Here is a 16,807-nt window from a genome sequence, read left to right as displayed (position 1 = left end):
TTTCGGGCTCCGGATCCCGCCGGAACCGGCCGCCCGCTCTCACCATGGTGAATCAACGAGGAGGAACCTTGACGACCGCGACGGTCCCCACGCCTGCAGCCGGCGCCTCCCGCGCGACCCCTGACTCGTCGCCGGAAGCGGCCTTCCGCGGTGCGCTGTCCGCCGTCTACCTGGCTCAGGCGGGCGTCGACGCCGCCGGATTCGAGACCGCCCTCACCGCGCTCCTGTCACCCGCCGAGCGGGCGCTCCCGGTCCCGGCCGCCGAGGACCGGCGGGCTTGGGGCCCGCAAGGGAGCGCCGACCCCGTCGCGATCCGCGACGTGCTGCAGCGCGCCGCCGCCGAGCGGGCGACGGCCTGGCCGGTGCCGCTGGCGACCGCCACCGCCCGCCTGCACGACGACGGCGACCGCGAGGGCTGGGAGAGCATCGTGTTCGAGCGCCAGCGGCGCCTCGCCCGCGCCGCGATCGCCGCTGCACACCACGCCGACGACGAGACGGGCGCCGTCTGGCTCGCCGACGTCCTCGACGGAGTGTGGCTCATCTGCGAGCAGAGCTCGTGGTGCTGGCCCGCGCACGACGACGCGTTCCGCGAGCGGGGGTCGGTGCTCCCGACTGTGACGGCGCCGTATCTCGACCTGGGCGCGGGGGAGGCGGTGGCGCTCCTGAGCTGGGTCGATCACCTCCTCGGCGCGCGGCTCGAGGCCCGGTACCCCGGCATCCGCTCCCGCATCCGCCACGAGGCCCGCGTGCGCGTGTTCGACCCGTTCACCCGGCGCCGCGACTGGCACTGGCTCGGACTCGACGGCGATGTGCACAACTGGAACCCCTGGATCCACGGCAACGTGCTGCTCGCGGCGCTGCGGCTGCTCGACGAACCCGCCGACGCGGGGGAGCGCGCACACATCGTCGCCCTCGCGATCGAGGGCATCGACCGCTACGTGTCGGTGCTGCCACCCGACGGCGCGATCGACGAGGGATACGCCTACTGGTGGAACGGCGCGTGCCGCGCCCTCGAGACGCTCGACCTGCTGCACCACGCCACCGGGGGAGTGCTCGACGCGTCGGGCATCCCGGCCCTGCGGGAGACCGTCGCCTTCCCCCACCGCATGCACCTCGGCGGTGACTGGTACCTCAACCTCGCCGACGGGCAGGCGCGCGTCCCGGCCGCGCAGCCCTGGCATGTGCTGCACCGGGCGGCGCGGAGAGCGGGCGACACGGATGCCGCGGCCCACGCCGCGTCGCATCGCATCGCCGGCACCCCCGCCGCCACCGAGCACGAGGGGTTCGGCCGGCTGCTGCGCGGCATCACCGATCCCGTGTGGGTCGACGCCGCGCAGACGTCGTCGCCGTTCCCGCAGGACGTGTGGCTGCCCTCGACCGAGGTGATGCTCGCCCGCGAGCGCGGCGGCACGAGCCGGGGACTGACCGTCGCCGTCAAGGGCGGCCACAACGGGGAGCACCACAACCACAACGACGTCGGCTCGTTCGTCGTCGCGTCCGACGGCGTGCCCGTGATCGTCGACGCGGGCCGTCCGACGTACACGCTGCAGACGTTCGGCCCCGACCGCTACGACATCTGGACGATGCAGAGCGGCTGGCACAACGTGCCCGTGATCGGCGGGCTCGAGCAGAACCCGGGTGCGGCGTTCGCGGCCTCCGACGTCGAGGTCGCGCTCGGCGACGACGTCGCGGCGCTCACCCTGGAGCTCTCCGGCGCCTACCCGGGCGCCGCGTCGTGGCATCGAGCGGTGCGCCTCGAACGGCCCGCGCGCCGCGTCGTCGTCGAGGACTCCTGGCAATCCTCGCTCGTTGAGCGAGCGAGGAACGTGGTCGTTGAGCGAGCTGGCGAGTCGAAACGCCGAGACGAAACGCCCGGAGCCGACGGGAACGCTCCGGCCCTGGCGCACGCGACCGCCGATCCCGAAGCGCCCACGCAGGTGCGGATGCTGCTCGCCGGCGACGTGCGGCGGGAGCAGGGGAGCGCGGTCGTCGTGACTCCCCTCGACGGCGCCACGCCCGTGCGCATCTCGTGGCCCGACGGCGTCACCGCGTCGCTCGTGGTGCGCGAGCTCGACGACCCCATGCTCACCAGCGTGTGGGGCGCACGACTGACCCGGCTGGATCTGGACGTGACGGCGCGCGACAGCGTCACCGTCACGGTAGAACTGGACCTGACGAACCCGGAGGACGCCCGATGACCGACCAGACTCCGGCACTGCTCGCCGCCGAGCGGCGGGCGCACGTGCTGGCGACGCTCGAGCGCGACGGCGCCGTACGGGTCGCGCAGCTGATGGACGACCTCGGCGTCGCCCCGGTCACCCTGCGTCGCGACCTCGCGCAGATGGAGCGCGAAGGGCTGCTGGTGCGCGTGCACGGCGGCGCCGTTCCCGCCGCGGGCGCCTTCGACGACGTGGAGCCGGGGCATCCGGTCACCGTCACCCGCGCCGGCTCGATCGCGATGCTGGTGCCGTCGCTGAGCTTCTACTGGCCGAGCGTCGTGCGCGGCGCCGAGGCCGAGGCCACCCGCCACGGCCTGCGCGTCGTGCTGCGCGGCGCGTCGTACGAGCTGCAGGACGAGCGCCCGGTGCTCGAGCGCCTCGTGCACGCCGACGGTGTGCGCGGACTCGTCGTCGCGCCGAACACCGACACCCCGCACGCACAGGATGTCGTGCAGTGGCTCGCCGAGTGCGGCGTGCCCAGCGTGCTCGTGGAGCGCGATGCCGTGGTGCTGCCCGATGCCGGATCGCTGCAGGGAGGCAGCCCCGTCGAGAACGTGACGACCGACCACGCGCTCGGCGCGGTGCTCGCCGCGCGCCATCTCGCCGCGCTCGGCCATCGCCGCGTCGGACTCATCATCGCGCGGGACTCGCCCACCTCCCGCAAGATCGCGGCCGGCTGGCTGGCCGCGTGCATCGAGCTCGGCCTCACACCCTCCGACCACTTCGAGACGAGCCTCCCGCCGCGCACGAGCCCCGACTTCTCAGCCGTCGTCGACGCGACGCTCGACGCCGCGCTGGCCAACTCGGTCACCGCGATCCTCGTCCACTCCGATCCCGAGGCGATGGCGTTCGTCGACCTGGCCCTCAACCGCGGCATCTCGGTGCCGGGCGACCTGTCGGTCGTCGCGTACGACGACGAGGTGGCCGAGCTGTTCACCCCCGCGCTCACCGCCGTCAGCCCGCCGCGCAACTCGGTCGGTCGCGCCGCGGTGGACCTCCTGGCTCGGCGCATCGAGGATCCGATGCGCCCGGTGCACCGTGTCGTGCTGAACCCGACGCTGAACGTGCGCGGCTCCACCGCCCCGCCCCGCGGCGCCTGACCCCTGCTTCCCGCTGCTTCCCGGAACGCCCGGAAACGCGAAAGGGTAGATTTCCGCACGCGGAATACGGATGCCGCCGCCCGGTGTCGCCGGCATCCAGGGCTGTCGGCGTCAGCCGGCGAGGGCGGCCGCGCGCCAGTCCGTGAGCACGCGCGCCGCGGCACGCGTGTGCGACCACGGCATCTGCGGCACCTCGAGCCGGCCTTCGGCGAGGGCGAGCGACAGCGCATCGGCTTCCGCAGCCATGGGCTGCACGACCGGCACCTCGATCACCCGCTCCTCGGCACCGCGGCGGACGATGATCCTCGACGGGCTCTCGGTGCGGCTTCCCCACGCGTTCGGGAGGAGGACGTCGCCCTCGGCGAAGTGCAGCATCGCCAGGTCGGAGAGATCCTCGACGACCGACGTCGCGATCTCCGCCGTCACTGTGCCGAACGCGATCACGGCCGTCGCCCAGCCGTCGACCCCGGCGACGAGCTCTGCGTCGAAGCCGCGATAGTCGGGAGCGTCGATGGGCTGTCCGGCCGCGGCGGCGAGGTCGATCGCCAGCGCGAGCGGGTAGCAGCCGACGTCGAGGATCGCGCCGCCCGCGAGTGCGGGATCGAACAGCCGGCCCTCGTGGGTCGGCGCCTCGAACCCGAACGCTCCCTCGACACGCTCGAGCGGGCCGAGCTCGCCACCGGCGACGAGCTCTCGCAGCGCGTCGGCGAACGGCCCGAACCGCGTCTTGAAGGCCTCGAGGAACGGTCGCTGCGTGCGGGCAGCGACCTCGAGGATGCGCTCGACCTCCTGCAGCGTGGGGCTCGCCGGCTTCTCGCACAGCACGGCCTTGCCGGCCCCCAGCGCGCGGACCGCCAGGTCGGCGTGCGTCGTGTGCACGGTCCCGACGTAGACGGCGTCGACGTCGTCGCGCGCGAGGATCTCGTCGTAGGTGCCGGATGCCGCGGCCCCGTACTCCGCGGCGAAGGCCCCCGCCCGCTCCGCCGACGAGCTGCCGACCGCGTGCAGCACACCGTGCTGCGAGGCCCGAAGCCCCGCAACGAAGTCCCTGCTGATGGCTCCGGGACCGAGCACGGCCCATCTCGTCTGCACCGTGTTGTCCGCCTGAGTCATGGCCCCGATCGTATCGAGCCCACCGGTCACGCCGTCGCACGCCGCCGGTCGGCATCCATCCACCCACCCGCGCGATGTCCGGTGCCGCGTCAGGCGATCGGCTCCGCCGCTTCGCGCGCGGCCCTGGCCGAGGAGCGCACCGCGCCGATGCTCGCCGCGATGACGAGTGCGATGCCGGCGATCTCGAGCCACGTCATATGTTGGCCGAGGAATATAAAGCCCGCGAGGGCCGCCGTCGCCGGGGCGAGACTCATCAGGATCGCGAAGACCGCGGCCTGCAGGCGCCGGAGGGCGACGAGTTCGAACGCGTAGGGGATGGTCGACGACAGGATCGCGACCGCGGCGCCGAGCGCGACGAGTTCAGGGCGAAGGAGGGCGGATCCGGCATCCGCGATCCCGAACGGCAGCGCGATGACCGCCCCCACCGTCATCGCCAGCGCCAGGCCGTCGAGCTGAGGGAACGCCCTTCCCACCCGCGCCGACGCCAGGATGTAGAACGCCCAGCTGCCGGCCGCGCCCAGCGCGAACAGCACGCCCAGCGGGTCGAGGCGGTCCCACCCGCCGCCGCCCAGTGCGACGACGCCGGCGAGGGCGAGCACCGCCCACAGCCAGGCGGATGCACGGCGGGCGGCGACGATCGACAGCACGAGCGGTCCCAGCACCTCGATGGTGACGGTGATGCCGAGCGGCAGGCGCTCGAGGGCGAGATAGAACAGGCCGTTCATCAACGCGAGCACCAGGCCGAAGAGCGCGACCCCGGTCCAGTCCGAGCGCGAATGCCCGCGCACCCGGGGCCGGGCGATCAGCAGCAGCACGATCGCCGAGAACACCAGCCGCAGCATCACCATGCCGAGCGGCCCGACCGCGGGGAACAGCAGCACTGCGAGCGATGCGCCGACCTCCTGGCACGCCAGGCCCGCGATCACCAGCACGATCGCGGGTGTGGCCCCCGATCCTGCGCTCGGACCCGATCCGCCCACCAGGCTCGCGCCGGCCCCGGTACCGCCCGCGCCCGCGCCGGCCCTCACTACGTGGCCGGCGGCGTGCACACCGCTGCGGCGGCGATGGCGTCGTGGTACTGCTCGGGCGTCCAGGGCAGTCCCGCCTCGGGCACCGCCTGGCCGGCGGCCGCGGGCGCCTTCGACGCGATCGCCGCAAGCTCCCATGCGAGGTACTCGCCCACCGCCGCGTCGGCGGCCGAGTTGTTGAGCACGACGGCGACTGTCAGCCCGGTCGACGGGTCGGCGAACGCGGCGGTGATGTAGCCCGGCACCTTGCCGTACTGGCCGATGAGCGACCCCGCGATCAGCGCACCGCCGTCGGTGGTGTACCACGACGGACCGTCGGGGGCGACCGCCACCGGGGCGCCGAAGCGGTCGTCGTCCTCCACGAGCGCGCCCGAGGCGAGCGCCTGCACATAGCGGCCGAGATCCTCGATGTCGGTGACGGCGCCGGCGTCGGTGAACCCGCTGCTCGTCGACGCCGCGGTCAGGTCGAGGGGTGCCGCGCAGTCGAGCACGCCTTCGGCGTTGTTCACCGACTGCCCGCCCTTCAGCACCCCCTCCTCGGGAAGGTCGCCGAGCGCGGTCGCGTCCAGACCCAGCGGATCGGCAAGGTACGTCTGGATGAGGTCCGCCGCCGTCATGTCGGTGGCGCGCTCGAGCGCCAGCCCCAGCAGCACGTAGCCGGCATCGGAGTCGCGGTAGGCTGCGCCGGGCTCGCCCGAGCGCGGCTGGCCGAGCCCGAAGCTCGCGAGGTAGCGGGGCTCCCAGTCGCGTGCCGGATTGGTGAGCCACGACGAGTACAGCTGGCCGGCGAAGGAGCCGATCCCCGATGTGCCGTCGCAGAGCTCGACCAGACTGACCTCGGCGAGGTCGGGCACGCCCGATACGTAGGCGGTGACGCTGTCGTCGAGCTTCACCTTTCCGGCAGCGGCGACCTCGAAGAGCACGTCGCATGTCATCGCCCGCGTCACCTTGCCGGCGCGGAACGCCAGATCGGCGGTCACCTCGCCGCCGCCGTCGGGCCGCTGCGTGCCGAGGCCGGCCACCCAGGCGCCGCTCCACGGCGCCCAGACGCCCACGATGGCGCCGGACGACCCGGTTGTGCCCATCGCGTGGGTGACGGCATCCGTCAAGCGCTGCACCGTCTCATCGGGCAGCGCGTCCTCCGACTGCGGCGGCAGATCCGGCTCGATCCCCCCGCCGAACGAGCAGCCGGCGAGCAGGAGAACGGACGCCACAGCACCGGCGATGACCGCGTTGGCGCGGCGACGTGTAGACCGGGTCCGCATTCTCACCCCCCGACGATCGTGCATTGAATTCAAACACACCATGGTCGCTTGCCGTGAACGGCGATCCGTAGGGTGTCAGCATGACGCACCACTTCGACGATGACGCCCTCACCGGCGTGCTCAGCCACATGAACGGCGATCACGGCGACGACAACCTCCTCATCGCCCGCGCGTTCGCCGCCGATGCGGGGATCGCGGATGCCGAGATCACCGCTTCGGCGATGACGGGGTTCGACGGCGACCGCGGAGTGTGGCAGGCGACGCTCGCCGACGGTTCGACCGCCGACGTCGAGGTGCCGTGGCCATCGGGGCCGATCTCCGAGCGCCGCGAGGTGCGCCGCGAGATCGTCGCCCTCTATGACGAGGCGTGCCGGCGTCTGGACATCGAGCCGCGCCCGCACGCCTAGGCCGCGGCCTGGAGAACATTTTTGTTAGGTTCGCCTTATCTTCAGTTAGCATGAAGGTATGAGCGACCCGATCCCGTTCTCGACCGCCCTGCGCGAGCGTTCGAGCAGCTCGCACTCCTCGAGCGAGCACTCCGGCTTCATGGCCGACCTCATGAAGGGGGAGGGCACGCGGGACGACTACGTCGCGCTGGTCGCCCAGCACTGGTTCATCTACGAGGCGCTCGAGCGCACCGCCGGCCAGATGCGCAACGACCCGGTCGCCGCGGTCTTCATCTCCGACAAGCTCACGCGCCTGCCCGCGCTCGAGGCGGACCTCGAGTTCCTCGTCGGGCCCGACTGGCAAGAGCACATCGAGCCGCTGCCGACCACGCAGCGCTACGTCGATCGCATCAACGAGGTCGGCGCGACGTGGGCGGGCGGCTTCGTGGCCCACCACTACACCCGCTACCTCGGCGACCTGTCGGGCGGCCAGTTCATCGGCCGGCTGATGGCCCGCCGCTTCGGGTTCGACACCAACGGCATCGGCTTCTACCTCTTCGAGGACATCGCCGACCCGAAGGCCTTCAAAGACGTCTACCGCGAGCAGCTGGACGCGGCACCCTGGGATGCCGCCGAGCAGGAGCGCGTCATCGACGAGGTCCTGCTCGCCTACCGCTTCAACACCGAGCTCTTCGAGGACCTCGCTCACGCGAAGGCCGCCCAGGTCGCCTGACCGCCGGTTCGCCTGACCGCCTGGTCGCCTGACCGCCAGGTCGCCTGACCGCCGGTTCGCCCGGCCCGGTTCCCGGTCGCCTGGACCCGTCCCACCCCGCCCCACCCCGCCCTCCAGATGCGAAAACACGGGTCCGTCACCTGACACGCCCGGGTCGCGGCATCCGTCAGCGGCGTGTCGCCGTCACCGAGCCGACTCTCCGCGCACTGCCATGGGCGGCAGACGGACGGGACTGCGATTCAGGATGCCGCTGGCCGGCGCACTGCGGACGCCATGAAGCGCCGCACGTCGGGGTCGACCTGGATGTCGCGCGGCCGCAGCGGGCGGGAGAGATAGAGCCCGTCGAGCGAGGTCAGCCTCGACAGCGCCACGTAGGTCTGCCCCGGGGCGAACGCCCCGGAGCCCAGGTCGATGATCGCACGGTCGTAGGTCTTGCCCTGCGACTTGTGGATCGTGACCGCCCACGCCAGCCGCAGCGGGAACTGGGTGAACTCCGCGACGATGTCGCGCGTGAGCTGCTTGGATCCGGGGTTGTACGAGTATCGGTACTTCTCCCAGACGGCGGGCTCGACGTCGAACTCCTCGCCCTCGACGTCGACGCGCACCGTCTCACCGGCGATCCGCGTGACCGTCCCGATCGTGCCGTTCACCCATCGAGGCGGCTCACCGAACGAGGCGGTGTCGTTGCGCAGGAACATCACCTGGGCGCCGACCTTGAGCTTGAGCTCGAGATCGGCGGGGTACGCGGCATCCCCTCGTCCGAAGTCCCCGTTCACCTCGGCCATCGCGGTCTGCTCACGACCGACGAGCTCGGTCAGGTGCCGCCGGTTGATGTTGTTCACGATGTCGTTGCGGGTGGCCAGCGTGATGATCGGGTGCTCGCCGTCGACCGGGTCCGGGGGAGTGCGTGCCCCGGTGCTGTTGAGGACCTCTGCGATGTCGGCGGTCACGTGCCCGTAGCGCACCGCATTGAGCATGGCCTTGAACGCCGGGTCGGATTGCCGGTGGATGTCGACCAGCTCGCGGATGTTCAGCTCGGCGCCGTACGAGCCGACGTCGAGGATGCCGTCGCTCGCCGACTCACCCACCCACACCTTGGCATCGAAGAACCAGAACGAGCGGTAGTGGTCGTTCACGTACCGCAGCTCGTCCCCGCGCGGCGGCACCGGGGCCAGCTGGTAGGGGTCGCCGAACATCACGATCTGCGCGCCGCCGAAGGGCTCGCTGCGGCGTCCCCGCGCCTTGCGCAGCGCGCGGTCGATGGCATCCATGAGGTCGGCGTTGACCATGGAGATCTCGTCGATGACCAGCGTGTCGATGGCGTTGAGCAGCTTGCGCGTCGCATCGGACTGATCCTCGTCGTGCGCGCCGATGATCCCCAGCGGCAGCTTGAACAGGGAGTGGATCGTCTGGCCCTCGACATTGAGCGCCGCGACGCCGGTCGGCGCGCACACGGCGATCTGCTTGCTCGTGTGCCATGCCAGGTGCTGCAGCAGGGTCGACTTGCCGGTGCCGGCGCGCCCCGTGACGAACACATGCTCGCGGGTGTCTTCGATGAGCCGGAACAGCGCCTCCTGCTCGGCCGACAGCGCGAGGCCGGCAGGAGAAGGCGTTGTGGTCACCGATTCATGCTAACGAGCGGATGCCGCCTCCCGGCTGCCCGCGCCGGAATCGGTGGACGACGCGTCACTGTCCACAGGCGGCTCGGCGTCGCGCCAGCTGCCGGTGCCCGCGACGACCTCGTCCATGATCGCCCGGAACCGCGGGCACGTCGTGATGTCGTGCGAGCGACAGCGCAGGGCGTGCTCGGTCATGCGCCGCGAGCGCTCCATGTCGGCCATCCGGCGGCCGAGGTCGGCGAGGTGCTCTTCGAGCACCCGGTGCCGCTCGGGCGCCTGCTCGTCGAGCAGCACGCCGATCTGCTCCAGGCTCATGCCGGCGCTCCTGCTGCGCACGATCACGCCGATCCGCACCAGGTCGTCGTCGCCGTAGCGTCGCCGGTCGCCGCCGTCGCGCGCGGGAGTGAGCAGCCCCATGTCCTCCCAGTGGCGCAGCACGTGAGTCGGCAGCGAGAACCGGGCCGCGGCATCCCCGATCGACAGATTTGACTTCATGTCGACATGAAGTCACAGAATCTCTCCGGACGCAAACGACGAGAGGACCACTCATGTACGACGTCATCGTGATCGGCGGCGGCCCGGCGGGCCTGCAGGCCGCCCTCACCATCGGCCGCATGCACCGCACCGTGCTGCTGCTCGACTCCGGGGAGTATCGCAACGCCACCGTCGAGCACGCGCACAACCTGCTCACCAACGACGGCCGCAGCCCCGCCGAGCTGCGCCGCATCGGCCGCACCGAGCTCGCCGCCTACGACACGGTCGAGCTGCGCACCGGCGCCGTCACGACGGTCGCCGGGGAGATCGGCGGCTTCGAGGTCACCACGGCCCAGGGCGTGGAGCGGGCGCACCGGATCGTGCTGGCCACCGGCATGCGCGACGAGCTTCCGCCCGTCCCCGGGCTCGCGGAACAGTGGGGTCGCCGCGTCGCCCAGTGCCCGTTCTGTCACGGCCACGAGTTCGCCGGGGAGCGCATCGGCATCCTCGTCGACGGCGAGCACGGCGCCATGATCGAACGGATGCTGCGCCCCGTCGTCGCCTCGACCTTCCTCGCGCGTCCGGCGGACGTCGCCGCGGTGACCGAGGTCGACGGCGGTCTCGAGCTCGAGCTCCTCCGAGGCGGAGCCGAACGCGTCGCAGGCGTCTTCACGGCCGCGACGTCGACGCAGCGCGCACCGTTCGCCGAGCAGCTGGGCTGCGGCATCCTTCCGAGCGGCGGCGTGGAGATCGACCCGCTCGGACGCACGACGGTGCCCGGCGTGTACGCGGGCGGCGACATGGCCCACCTCGCCGTCGTCCCCGGGCCGATGGTGTCGCTGGCGGCCGCGATCGCCTCGGGCCAGCTGGCGGGCGCCAGTGCCGTCCGGGACGCGATCATGGCCTGACCTGGGCGGAACCGGTCGCGGCATCGCCGAAGGGGACGGGCAGTCCCAAATGTTTCAGGTCCGCGACAATGTCGGCTGTCCACAGGGGCCTCCCGGTCGGTCTTTCCTAGACTGGCCGGGTGGACCAGGGGGCAGTGGGCACGGCAGCCGGTCGCGCGAGTGCGCCTCCGGCCGTCGACGCGACCCCGCCCACCCTCGCCTCCGAACCGGAACCGGCCCTGATCCAGCCGCCGCACAAGCCCCGCCGTCGAGGCCGTCTCGCGCTGGACCTCTCACTTCTCGGCGTCGTCGGCCTCGCGCTGGTGGGCGCCGTGTTCGCCGCATGGGGCGTGATCGAGCGTCAGTTCTACAGCCCCGCAGCGTTCGTCGAGCGCTACGTCGACCTGCTCGCCGAGGGCCGCGCCGCCGATGCGCTGACGGTACCGGGGGTCGATGTGACGACCGCCGACCTCGAGGCTGCGGGGCTGCCGTCCACGGCATCCGACGCGCTGCTGCGCAGCGCCGCCCTGGCACCGATCACCGACGTCGAGGTCGTGTCCCAGGAGCAGGACGGTGACATCACCCGCGTCACCATCGAGTACCTGGCCGGCCGCTACGACGGTCGCACCACCTTCGCCGTCGAGCGCGACGGCTCGATCGGCCTCGCGCCCACGTGGCGCTTCGCGAAGAGCCCGCTGGCCGTCATGAACCTCGGTGTCACCGGCTCGATGGTGTTCGACGTGAACGGCTTCGAGATCGACAAGCGCCAGGTCTCACCGGAGGGGGCGGATGCCGATCCCGCCGCCCCCGTCTCGCTGCTGGTGTTCTCGCCCGGCCTGTACTCGGTGTCGGTCAACACGGCGATCTCCAGCACCCCGGGGGTGGCGGTGCTCTCGGACAGCCCGTTCCGCGCGATCCCGGTGAACGTGCAGGCCCAGCCCACCGAGCAGTTCCTGACCGTCGTGCAGGACGAGGTCGAGGAGTTCCTCACCGCGTGCGCGACGCAGGAGGTGCTGCAGCCGACGGCGTGCCCGTTCGGCTTCTTCGTGCAGGACCGCATCGCCTCATTGCCGGCCTGGTCGATCGTGACGCAGCCGACGGTCGCCGTCGAGCCCGACGGCGCCGGCTGGTCGATCCTCCCCTCCGAGGCGGTCGCGCACATCGAGGTCGACATCCGCTCGATCTTCGACGGCAAGGTGCGCACGGTGTCCGAAGACGTGCCGTTCATCGTCAAGGGCGCGATCACGGTGCGCCCCGACGGCAACGTGACGATCGTCGTGACAGGCCCCGACACCAACTGACGGTGCGGCGTCGCCGTCGCGGACTCAGCGTCCGGAGCCCGCCTTGGCGTCCTTCTCGGCGAGTTCTGCCAGGCGGGCGTTGTACGCCTCGAGCTCGGCATCCCCGGTGCGGTCGGCATGACGGTCGCGCCGCTTCGTCTCACGGTCGTCGCTGCGGCTCCACTGGATCGCCACGGTGATCGCGAGGATGAGCGTCGGGATCTCTCCGATCGACCAGGCGATGCCGCCGCCGGTGTACTGGTCCTCGAGCGGGGTGGCACCCCAGATGCGGCCCATCGAGCCGAACCACTCGGCGATCATCAGGCCCTCCTGCATCATGATCGCGATGCCGAAGAAGGCGTGCATCGCCATGACGCCGATCAGGAGCAGCAGCCTCCCGGGGTAGGGCAGCCGGTAGGGGACCGGGTCGATGCCGATGAGGGTCATCACGAAGAGATAGCCGGTGATGAGGAAGTGCGCGATCATCCACTCGTGCCCGAGGTGGTCGTACAGCGACCAGCGGAACAGCTCGGTGTAGTAGAAGACCCAGAGGGAGCCGACGAACAGCGCGGCGGCGATGAACGGGTTCGTCAGCACCCGGGCGACCGGTGAGTGCACCGCCCACAGGATCCACTCGCGCCCACCGCGCGTGCCGTCGTCGCGCTTGCGGATGGCCCGCGCTGCCAGCGTGATGGGCGCGCCGGGCACCAGCAGCAGCGGGATCGCCATGGTCAGCAGCATGTGCCCGACCATGTGCATGCTGAACAGGTAGTCCTGGTAGACGTTGATGACGCCGCCGGTCACCCAGACCAGCAGCAGCCAGCCCGCGACCCACATGAGCGTGCGATAGAGCGGCCACGCGTCGCCGCGGCGGCGCAGGCGCCAGACGCCCGCGAGGTAGAAGAAGATCGCGAACCCGGCCACGACGGCCCACAGCAGGTCGACGTTCCACGACGTGAGCCAGCGGTCGAGGGTCAGCTCGGGCGGCAGCGGTGCGCCGGTCAGGCGCTGGGCGGGCGTCGGGCTCTCCGGGATCAGCGCGGTGACCGGCGGAGGGGTGCGTGCCAGCGCGGCCGCCGCACCGCTCGCGGCGCCCATGAGCACAAGCTCGAAGACGATGAGCGTCCAGAACGACCGGGTTGCCCGGTCGCTGTCGCGCATGCGGCCGATCAGCCGCGTGCGGTACCAGGCGCCGAAGAGCCCGAGCGCGATCAGTGCCAGCACCTTCACACCCAGGATCACGCCGTAGGGCGAGACGAGCGCTGACCAGTCCTGCAGTCCGATCGCGGCGCGCACCGTGCCCGAGACCGCGACGACCGCGAAGGCGGCGAGCGCGATGCTCGAGTAGCGCCCGACCGTCGCGGCGCTGTCGTCGCGCGACTGCAGCGGCCGCACGATCACGATCAGCAGCAGCCCACCCAGCCACACCGCCGCCGCGATGATGTGCAGGATCAGCGCCGTCATCGCCTCGTGGTGGAACGCCTCCTCGCCGGAGTGGCCCTGCGTGCCCATCGGGACGAGGGATGCCGCGGCCAGCAGCGCGACGAAGAACGTGGCGGTCCATGACCTCACGGCGAAGGTCAGCACGGTGAGCGCGGCGCCCGCGAGCGTGGTGATGAGCCAGGTGCGGCCGACCTCGGTCTCGACGATGTAGCGGCCGAGCTGCGCGCCGAACTCGGGGCCCATGCTGATGACGGGGTTGAACGCGTCGACGAAGGTCAGGAACCCGGTCGCCGCAGCGGCGATGGTGAACAGCGCAGCCGAGATCGATGCAGTGTCGAGGGCGGTGTCGAACTCCCGCTCGCCCGCGCGCAGGGCGAACAGCGCGGTGACCAGCACCCCGAGCATGCCGGCGGCGGAGAGGTTGACGAGCAGCTTCGCCGTCGGGAGCCCCCACCGCACGAACGGTCCGGGATCCGCGATCGCGAGCGGGGCGGTGCCGCCGCCGAACGCCAGCGCCCACACCATCACCGCGAGCGCGGCGACGACGAGGAGTGCGGGCCCGGCGGCCCGCAGCGCGCGGGGGTTCACCGTACCAGCCTACGTTGCCGGATTCCGGTCGCCGAGCCCGCAGACAGCAGGAGAGGGGATGCCGCGAGGTGCGGCATCCCCTCTCCAGAGGTCTGCGTGGGATTACTTGACGGCCGCCTTGAGCTTCGAGCCCGCGGTGACCTTGACGCGCTTGCCCGCGGGAATCTTGATCTCTTCGCCCGTCTGCGGGTTGCGGCCGGTGCGAGCCGAGGTGGCGACCTGCTCGAAGGCGATCCAGCCCGGGATGGCGACCTTGCTGCCGGCGGCGACCGCGTCGGAGACGGTGGAGAAGAGGGAGTCGAGCACGCCCGAGACGGCCGACTGGCTCTGGCCGGTCGCGCTCGCGATGCTCGCGACGAGTTCGGTCTTGGTGATGGTCTTGTCGGCCATTGGTATGTCCTCCAAAGACAGCGGGTGCCGTCTTGTCATTGCTGGGACCGGATGGCTTCGCCCCCCGGCTGGTCTGTTCGACCGGGACCGAATGTACCCGACATGGCCGACAGATCCGCGTATTTTCGCGGATTTCTGAGGATTCGGGCCGCGTGTCGTGTGACAGGAGTGACGGATGTGACTGTTGTGCCGTCTGGCGGCGAACCTCGGCCGCCCCGTGGCGGCGCGACGGAGAGCGGGTTCAGGCTCGCCGAGCCGCCGCGATGACGACGCGCGCCGTGCGCGCGAAGGCGGGGCCGACGCGGTCCTGGCCGTCGAGGTAGCCGCCCACGAGTGCGGCATCGCGCAGCAGCACGAGGGATGCGGCGACCCCTTCGGGATCGCGCAGTCCGGCACCTTCGGCGAGCTGACGGAGGGTGCCGCGGAACCACTCGCGGTGGTCGGCGATCAGCTCGCGGACCGGCCCTTCGGCGGGGTACTCGGCCGCAGCGTTGATGAAGGGGCAGCCGCGCGTGTGGCGGTCGCGGATGTCCTGCTCGATGCCGGCCACGACGAGGTCGAGCAGCACGTCGGGGTCGTCCGACGCCTGCGCCGCCTCGGCGAACAGCGAGCGCAGGCCCAGGTCCTCGCCCTCCAGATAGGCGAGCACGAGGCCCTCCTTGCCGGCGAAATGCTTGTACATCGTCGCGCGGGTGACACCGGCCACCTCGATGATCCGGTCGACGCCCACCGAGTGGATGCCCTCGTTGTAGAAGAGGTCGGTCGCAGCCTGAAGAAGCCGCTCCCGCGCCGGTGATGAAGTGCGTGCCGCGCTCGTCGCGGCGACGGTGGTGCTCATGGATCCCCCTCGAGTGCTTCCATCGTGCCACCGTTTCTGCCCGCTGACCTGGCGGAGAGTCGGTGCACCCCGTGCTTTCCGGAATCTTCTCCAAGAAATCTGGGAATACTCTTGCGTAGATAGAACGTTCGGTCTACTGTCAGGATACATCAGCCGGAGACACACCAGGATCCGCCACTGACAGCACCGCAGGACCACCGCACAACCACCGCCACACCACACCAGGGAGCACGAAATGGACACCACGACCAAGACCCCCATCGTCCTCATCCACGGACTCTGGATGACGCCCAAGAGCTGGGACACCTGGGCCGAGCGGTTCCGCGCCGCCGGCCACCAGGTCATCGTCCCCGGCTGGCCCGGGATCGACGACCGCACGGTCGAGGACATCCGCAACAAAACCGAAGCCCTGAAGGGGATCGGCCTGAAGCAGATCGCCGACAACTACGAGCGCATCATCCGCGAGCTGCCCCAGAAGCCGATCATCATGGGTCACTCCTTCGGCGGCGTCCTCACTCAGATGCTCGCCGACCGCGGCCTCGGCGTGGCGTACGTCGGCGTCGCCCCGGGACAGACCGCCGGCGTCACCGCCCTCCCGCTCTCGACGCTCTGGACCGGCACGCCGATCCTCGCGAACCCCTTCGGCAAGAACGGCGCCAAGCCGCTGTCGAAGCGCCACTTCCACTTCACCTTCGGCAACGACCTGCCCCGCGAAGAGTCCGACAATCTCTGGGAGGAGTTCGCCGTGAACTCCTACAACCGGGTCTTCTTCGAAGGCGTCCTGTCGGTGCTCAACGAGAAGGGCGGCGTCACGCACGTCGACTACACCCGCGCCGATCGCGCCCCGCTCCTCATCATCACGGGTGAGATCGACCACGTCGTGCCGCCGGCCATCGGCGAGGCGATCGTGAAGAAGTACAAGAAGTCCGGCAGCCCGGCCGTCGTCGACTACAAGACCTACCCGGGCCGCACCCACCGCCTGGTGAGCCAGGACGGCTGGGAGGAGATCGCGGACTACGCGCTCGAGTGGGCGACGACGCACCAGGTGCGCGAAACGGAGCAGGCTCCCGAGACGGAGGCGGCGCAGTAACCGGAGGCCCGCCCCGCGCCGCCGGGGTACCACCCCGCCGTCGAGGCACCAGCCGCCTGGTGCTTCCACGGTCGGGTGGTGTCCCGGCCGGTGTCCGCGGTGGGACGCACAGGCCCGGGGCTCGCCAGAGCCTCGGGCCTCGCCGCGTCCCCGTTCGTTGAGCGAGCGAGGAACGAGCGAGACGAAACGCTCAGCGCCCGGCGCAGAACGTCGGCTCGAGGCGTTTCGTCTCGGTCGCTGGCGCTCCCTCGCTCAACGACCGGAACTCCACGCCCGGTCGTTGAGCGAGTGAGGAACGAGAGAGAGGAAAAGCCAGAAACCGGTGGATTGGTGCGGGGAAGGGAGGGGCGAATA

General features: G+C 71.1%; 15 protein-coding genes. 7 read left to right on the top strand and 8 right to left on the bottom strand.

What is annotated here, in order from left to right; genetic code table 11:
• The first annotated feature begins 68 nt into the window (after positions 1–68).
• Together B1729_RS10615 and B1729_RS10610 are read left to right on the top strand one after the other, a co-directional pair.
• Entirely contained in the window at positions 69–2,198 is a 2,130-nt protein-coding gene (locus B1729_RS10615; protein ID WP_239539595.1) for a heparinase II/III family protein, read from the top strand.
• On the top strand, positions 2,195–3,319 hold the full coding sequence (locus B1729_RS10610; RefSeq protein ID WP_163632671.1) for a substrate-binding domain-containing protein: 1,125 nt from the start codon (positions 2,195–2,197) through the stop codon (positions 3,317–3,319). Before B1729_RS10615 ends, B1729_RS10610 begins: the two co-directional genes overlap by 4 nt.
• 111 nt (positions 3,320–3,430) lie before the next feature.
• Here B1729_RS10610 and B1729_RS10605 read toward each other — a convergent pair whose 3' ends face one another.
• The 3 genes from B1729_RS10605 to B1729_RS10595 all read right to left on the bottom strand — a co-directional run bounded on the left by B1729_RS10605 (position 3,431) and on the right by B1729_RS10595 (position 6,725).
• Positions 3,431–4,432, bottom strand: coding sequence for a Gfo/Idh/MocA family oxidoreductase (locus B1729_RS10605; protein ID WP_163632669.1), 1,002 nt, complete (start codon positions 4,430–4,432; stop codon positions 3,431–3,433).
• An 89-nt stretch (positions 4,433–4,521) separates the two neighbouring features.
• Positions 4,522–5,364, bottom strand: a complete 843-nt coding sequence (locus B1729_RS10600; protein ID WP_204318905.1) for an EamA family transporter — start codon at positions 5,362–5,364, stop codon at positions 4,522–4,524.
• A 95-nt stretch (positions 5,365–5,459) separates the two neighbouring features.
• Complete coding sequence (locus B1729_RS10595; protein ID WP_163615932.1) at positions 5,460–6,725, bottom strand: serine hydrolase domain-containing protein; 1,266 nt, start codon at positions 6,723–6,725, stop codon at positions 5,460–5,462.
• An 80-nt stretch (positions 6,726–6,805) separates the two neighbouring features.
• Between B1729_RS10595 and B1729_RS10590 the strand changes: the two genes are divergently transcribed.
• The gene (locus B1729_RS10590) at positions 6,806–7,132 is read left to right on the top strand and encodes a DUF2470 domain-containing protein (protein WP_163615797.1); all 327 of its coding nucleotides are present in this window, start codon (positions 6,806–6,808) and stop codon (positions 7,130–7,132) included.
• A gap of 58 nt (positions 7,133–7,190) precedes the next feature.
• On the top strand, positions 7,191–7,844 hold the full coding sequence (locus B1729_RS10585; protein WP_163615796.1) for a biliverdin-producing heme oxygenase: 654 nt from the start codon (positions 7,191–7,193) through the stop codon (positions 7,842–7,844).
• Between the two features lie 239 nt (positions 7,845–8,083).
• Here B1729_RS10585 and B1729_RS10580 read toward each other — a convergent pair whose 3' ends face one another.
• The gene (locus tag B1729_RS10580; RefSeq protein ID WP_163632666.1) at positions 8,084–9,466 is read right to left on the bottom strand and encodes a DEAD/DEAH box helicase; all 1,383 of its coding nucleotides are present in this window, start codon (positions 9,464–9,466) and stop codon (positions 8,084–8,086) included.
• Between the two features lie 9 nt (positions 9,467–9,475).
• Positions 9,476–9,958, bottom strand: coding sequence for a MerR family transcriptional regulator (locus B1729_RS10575; protein ID WP_163632664.1), 483 nt, complete (start codon positions 9,956–9,958; stop codon positions 9,476–9,478).
• 53 nt (positions 9,959–10,011) lie between these two features.
• Between B1729_RS10575 and B1729_RS10570 the strand changes: the two genes are divergently transcribed.
• Positions 10,012–10,845, top strand: coding sequence for an NAD(P)/FAD-dependent oxidoreductase (locus tag B1729_RS10570; protein WP_163632662.1), 834 nt, complete (start codon positions 10,012–10,014; stop codon positions 10,843–10,845).
• A gap of 119 nt (positions 10,846–10,964) precedes the next feature.
• Complete coding sequence (locus tag B1729_RS10565; RefSeq protein ID WP_345770809.1) at positions 10,965–12,125, top strand: hypothetical protein; 1,161 nt, start codon at positions 10,965–10,967, stop codon at positions 12,123–12,125.
• Between the two features lie 24 nt (positions 12,126–12,149).
• On the opposite strand, the gene B1729_RS10560 is transcribed toward B1729_RS10565, so the two are convergent.
• From B1729_RS10560 to B1729_RS10550, 3 genes are all read right to left on the bottom strand, one after another.
• A complete protein-coding gene (locus B1729_RS10560; protein WP_163632660.1) occupies positions 12,150–14,135 on the bottom strand; it encodes a cytochrome c oxidase assembly protein in 1,986 nt (661 codons plus the stop codon).
• 102 nt (positions 14,136–14,237) lie between these two features.
• Positions 14,238–14,525: an HU family DNA-binding protein gene (locus tag B1729_RS10555; RefSeq protein ID WP_163615791.1), complete on the bottom strand. Its 288-nt coding sequence runs from the start codon at positions 14,523–14,525 to the stop codon at positions 14,238–14,240.
• Between the two features lie 241 nt (positions 14,526–14,766).
• The gene (locus B1729_RS10550) at positions 14,767–15,363 is read right to left on the bottom strand and encodes a TetR/AcrR family transcriptional regulator (protein ID WP_163615790.1); all 597 of its coding nucleotides are present in this window, start codon (positions 15,361–15,363) and stop codon (positions 14,767–14,769) included.
• Positions 15,364–15,598: 235 nt separating this feature from the next.
• Here B1729_RS10550 and B1729_RS10545 point away from each other — a divergent pair, with 235 nt between their 5' ends.
• The gene (locus tag B1729_RS10545) at positions 15,599–16,453 is read left to right on the top strand and encodes an alpha/beta hydrolase (protein ID WP_163632658.1); all 855 of its coding nucleotides are present in this window, start codon (positions 15,599–15,601) and stop codon (positions 16,451–16,453) included.
• Positions 16,454–16,807 lie beyond the last annotated feature (354 nt).

Source organism: Microbacterium sp. B35-04 (assembly GCF_010634885.1).
In the GTDB taxonomy this organism is placed as follows: domain Bacteria; phylum Actinomycetota; class Actinomycetes; order Actinomycetales; family Microbacteriaceae; genus Microbacterium.
Note: the sequence above shows the minus strand (reverse complement) of the source record. Positions and strands in the feature narration are given on the sequence as shown.

Coding starts and splice junctions, on each gene's coding strand:
- B1729_RS10555 (WP_163615791.1), bottom strand. CDS start 14,525: ATGGCCGACAAGACCATCACCAAGACCGAACTCGTCGCGAGCATCGCG.
- B1729_RS10575 (WP_163632664.1), bottom strand. CDS start 9,958: ATGAAGTCAAATCTGTCGATCGGGGATGCCGCGGCCCGGTTCTCGCTG.
- B1729_RS10595 (WP_163615932.1), bottom strand. CDS start 6,725: ATGCGGACCCGGTCTACACGTCGCCGCGCCAACGCGGTCATCGCCGGT.
- B1729_RS10605 (WP_163632669.1), bottom strand. CDS start 4,432: ATGACTCAGGCGGACAACACGGTGCAGACGAGATGGGCCGTGCTCGGT.
- B1729_RS10545 (WP_163632658.1), top strand. CDS start 15,599: ATGGACACCACGACCAAGACCCCCATCGTCCTCATCCACGGACTCTGG.
- B1729_RS10570 (WP_163632662.1), top strand. CDS start 10,012: ATGTACGACGTCATCGTGATCGGCGGCGGCCCGGCGGGCCTGCAGGCC.
- B1729_RS10550 (WP_163615790.1), bottom strand. CDS start 15,363: ATGAGCACCACCGTCGCCGCGACGAGCGCGGCACGCACTTCATCACCG.
- B1729_RS10585 (WP_163615796.1), top strand. CDS start 7,191: ATGAGCGACCCGATCCCGTTCTCGACCGCCCTGCGCGAGCGTTCGAGC.
- B1729_RS10610 (WP_163632671.1), top strand. CDS start 2,195: ATGACCGACCAGACTCCGGCACTGCTCGCCGCCGAGCGGCGGGCGCAC.
- B1729_RS10590 (WP_163615797.1), top strand. CDS start 6,806: ATGACGCACCACTTCGACGATGACGCCCTCACCGGCGTGCTCAGCCAC.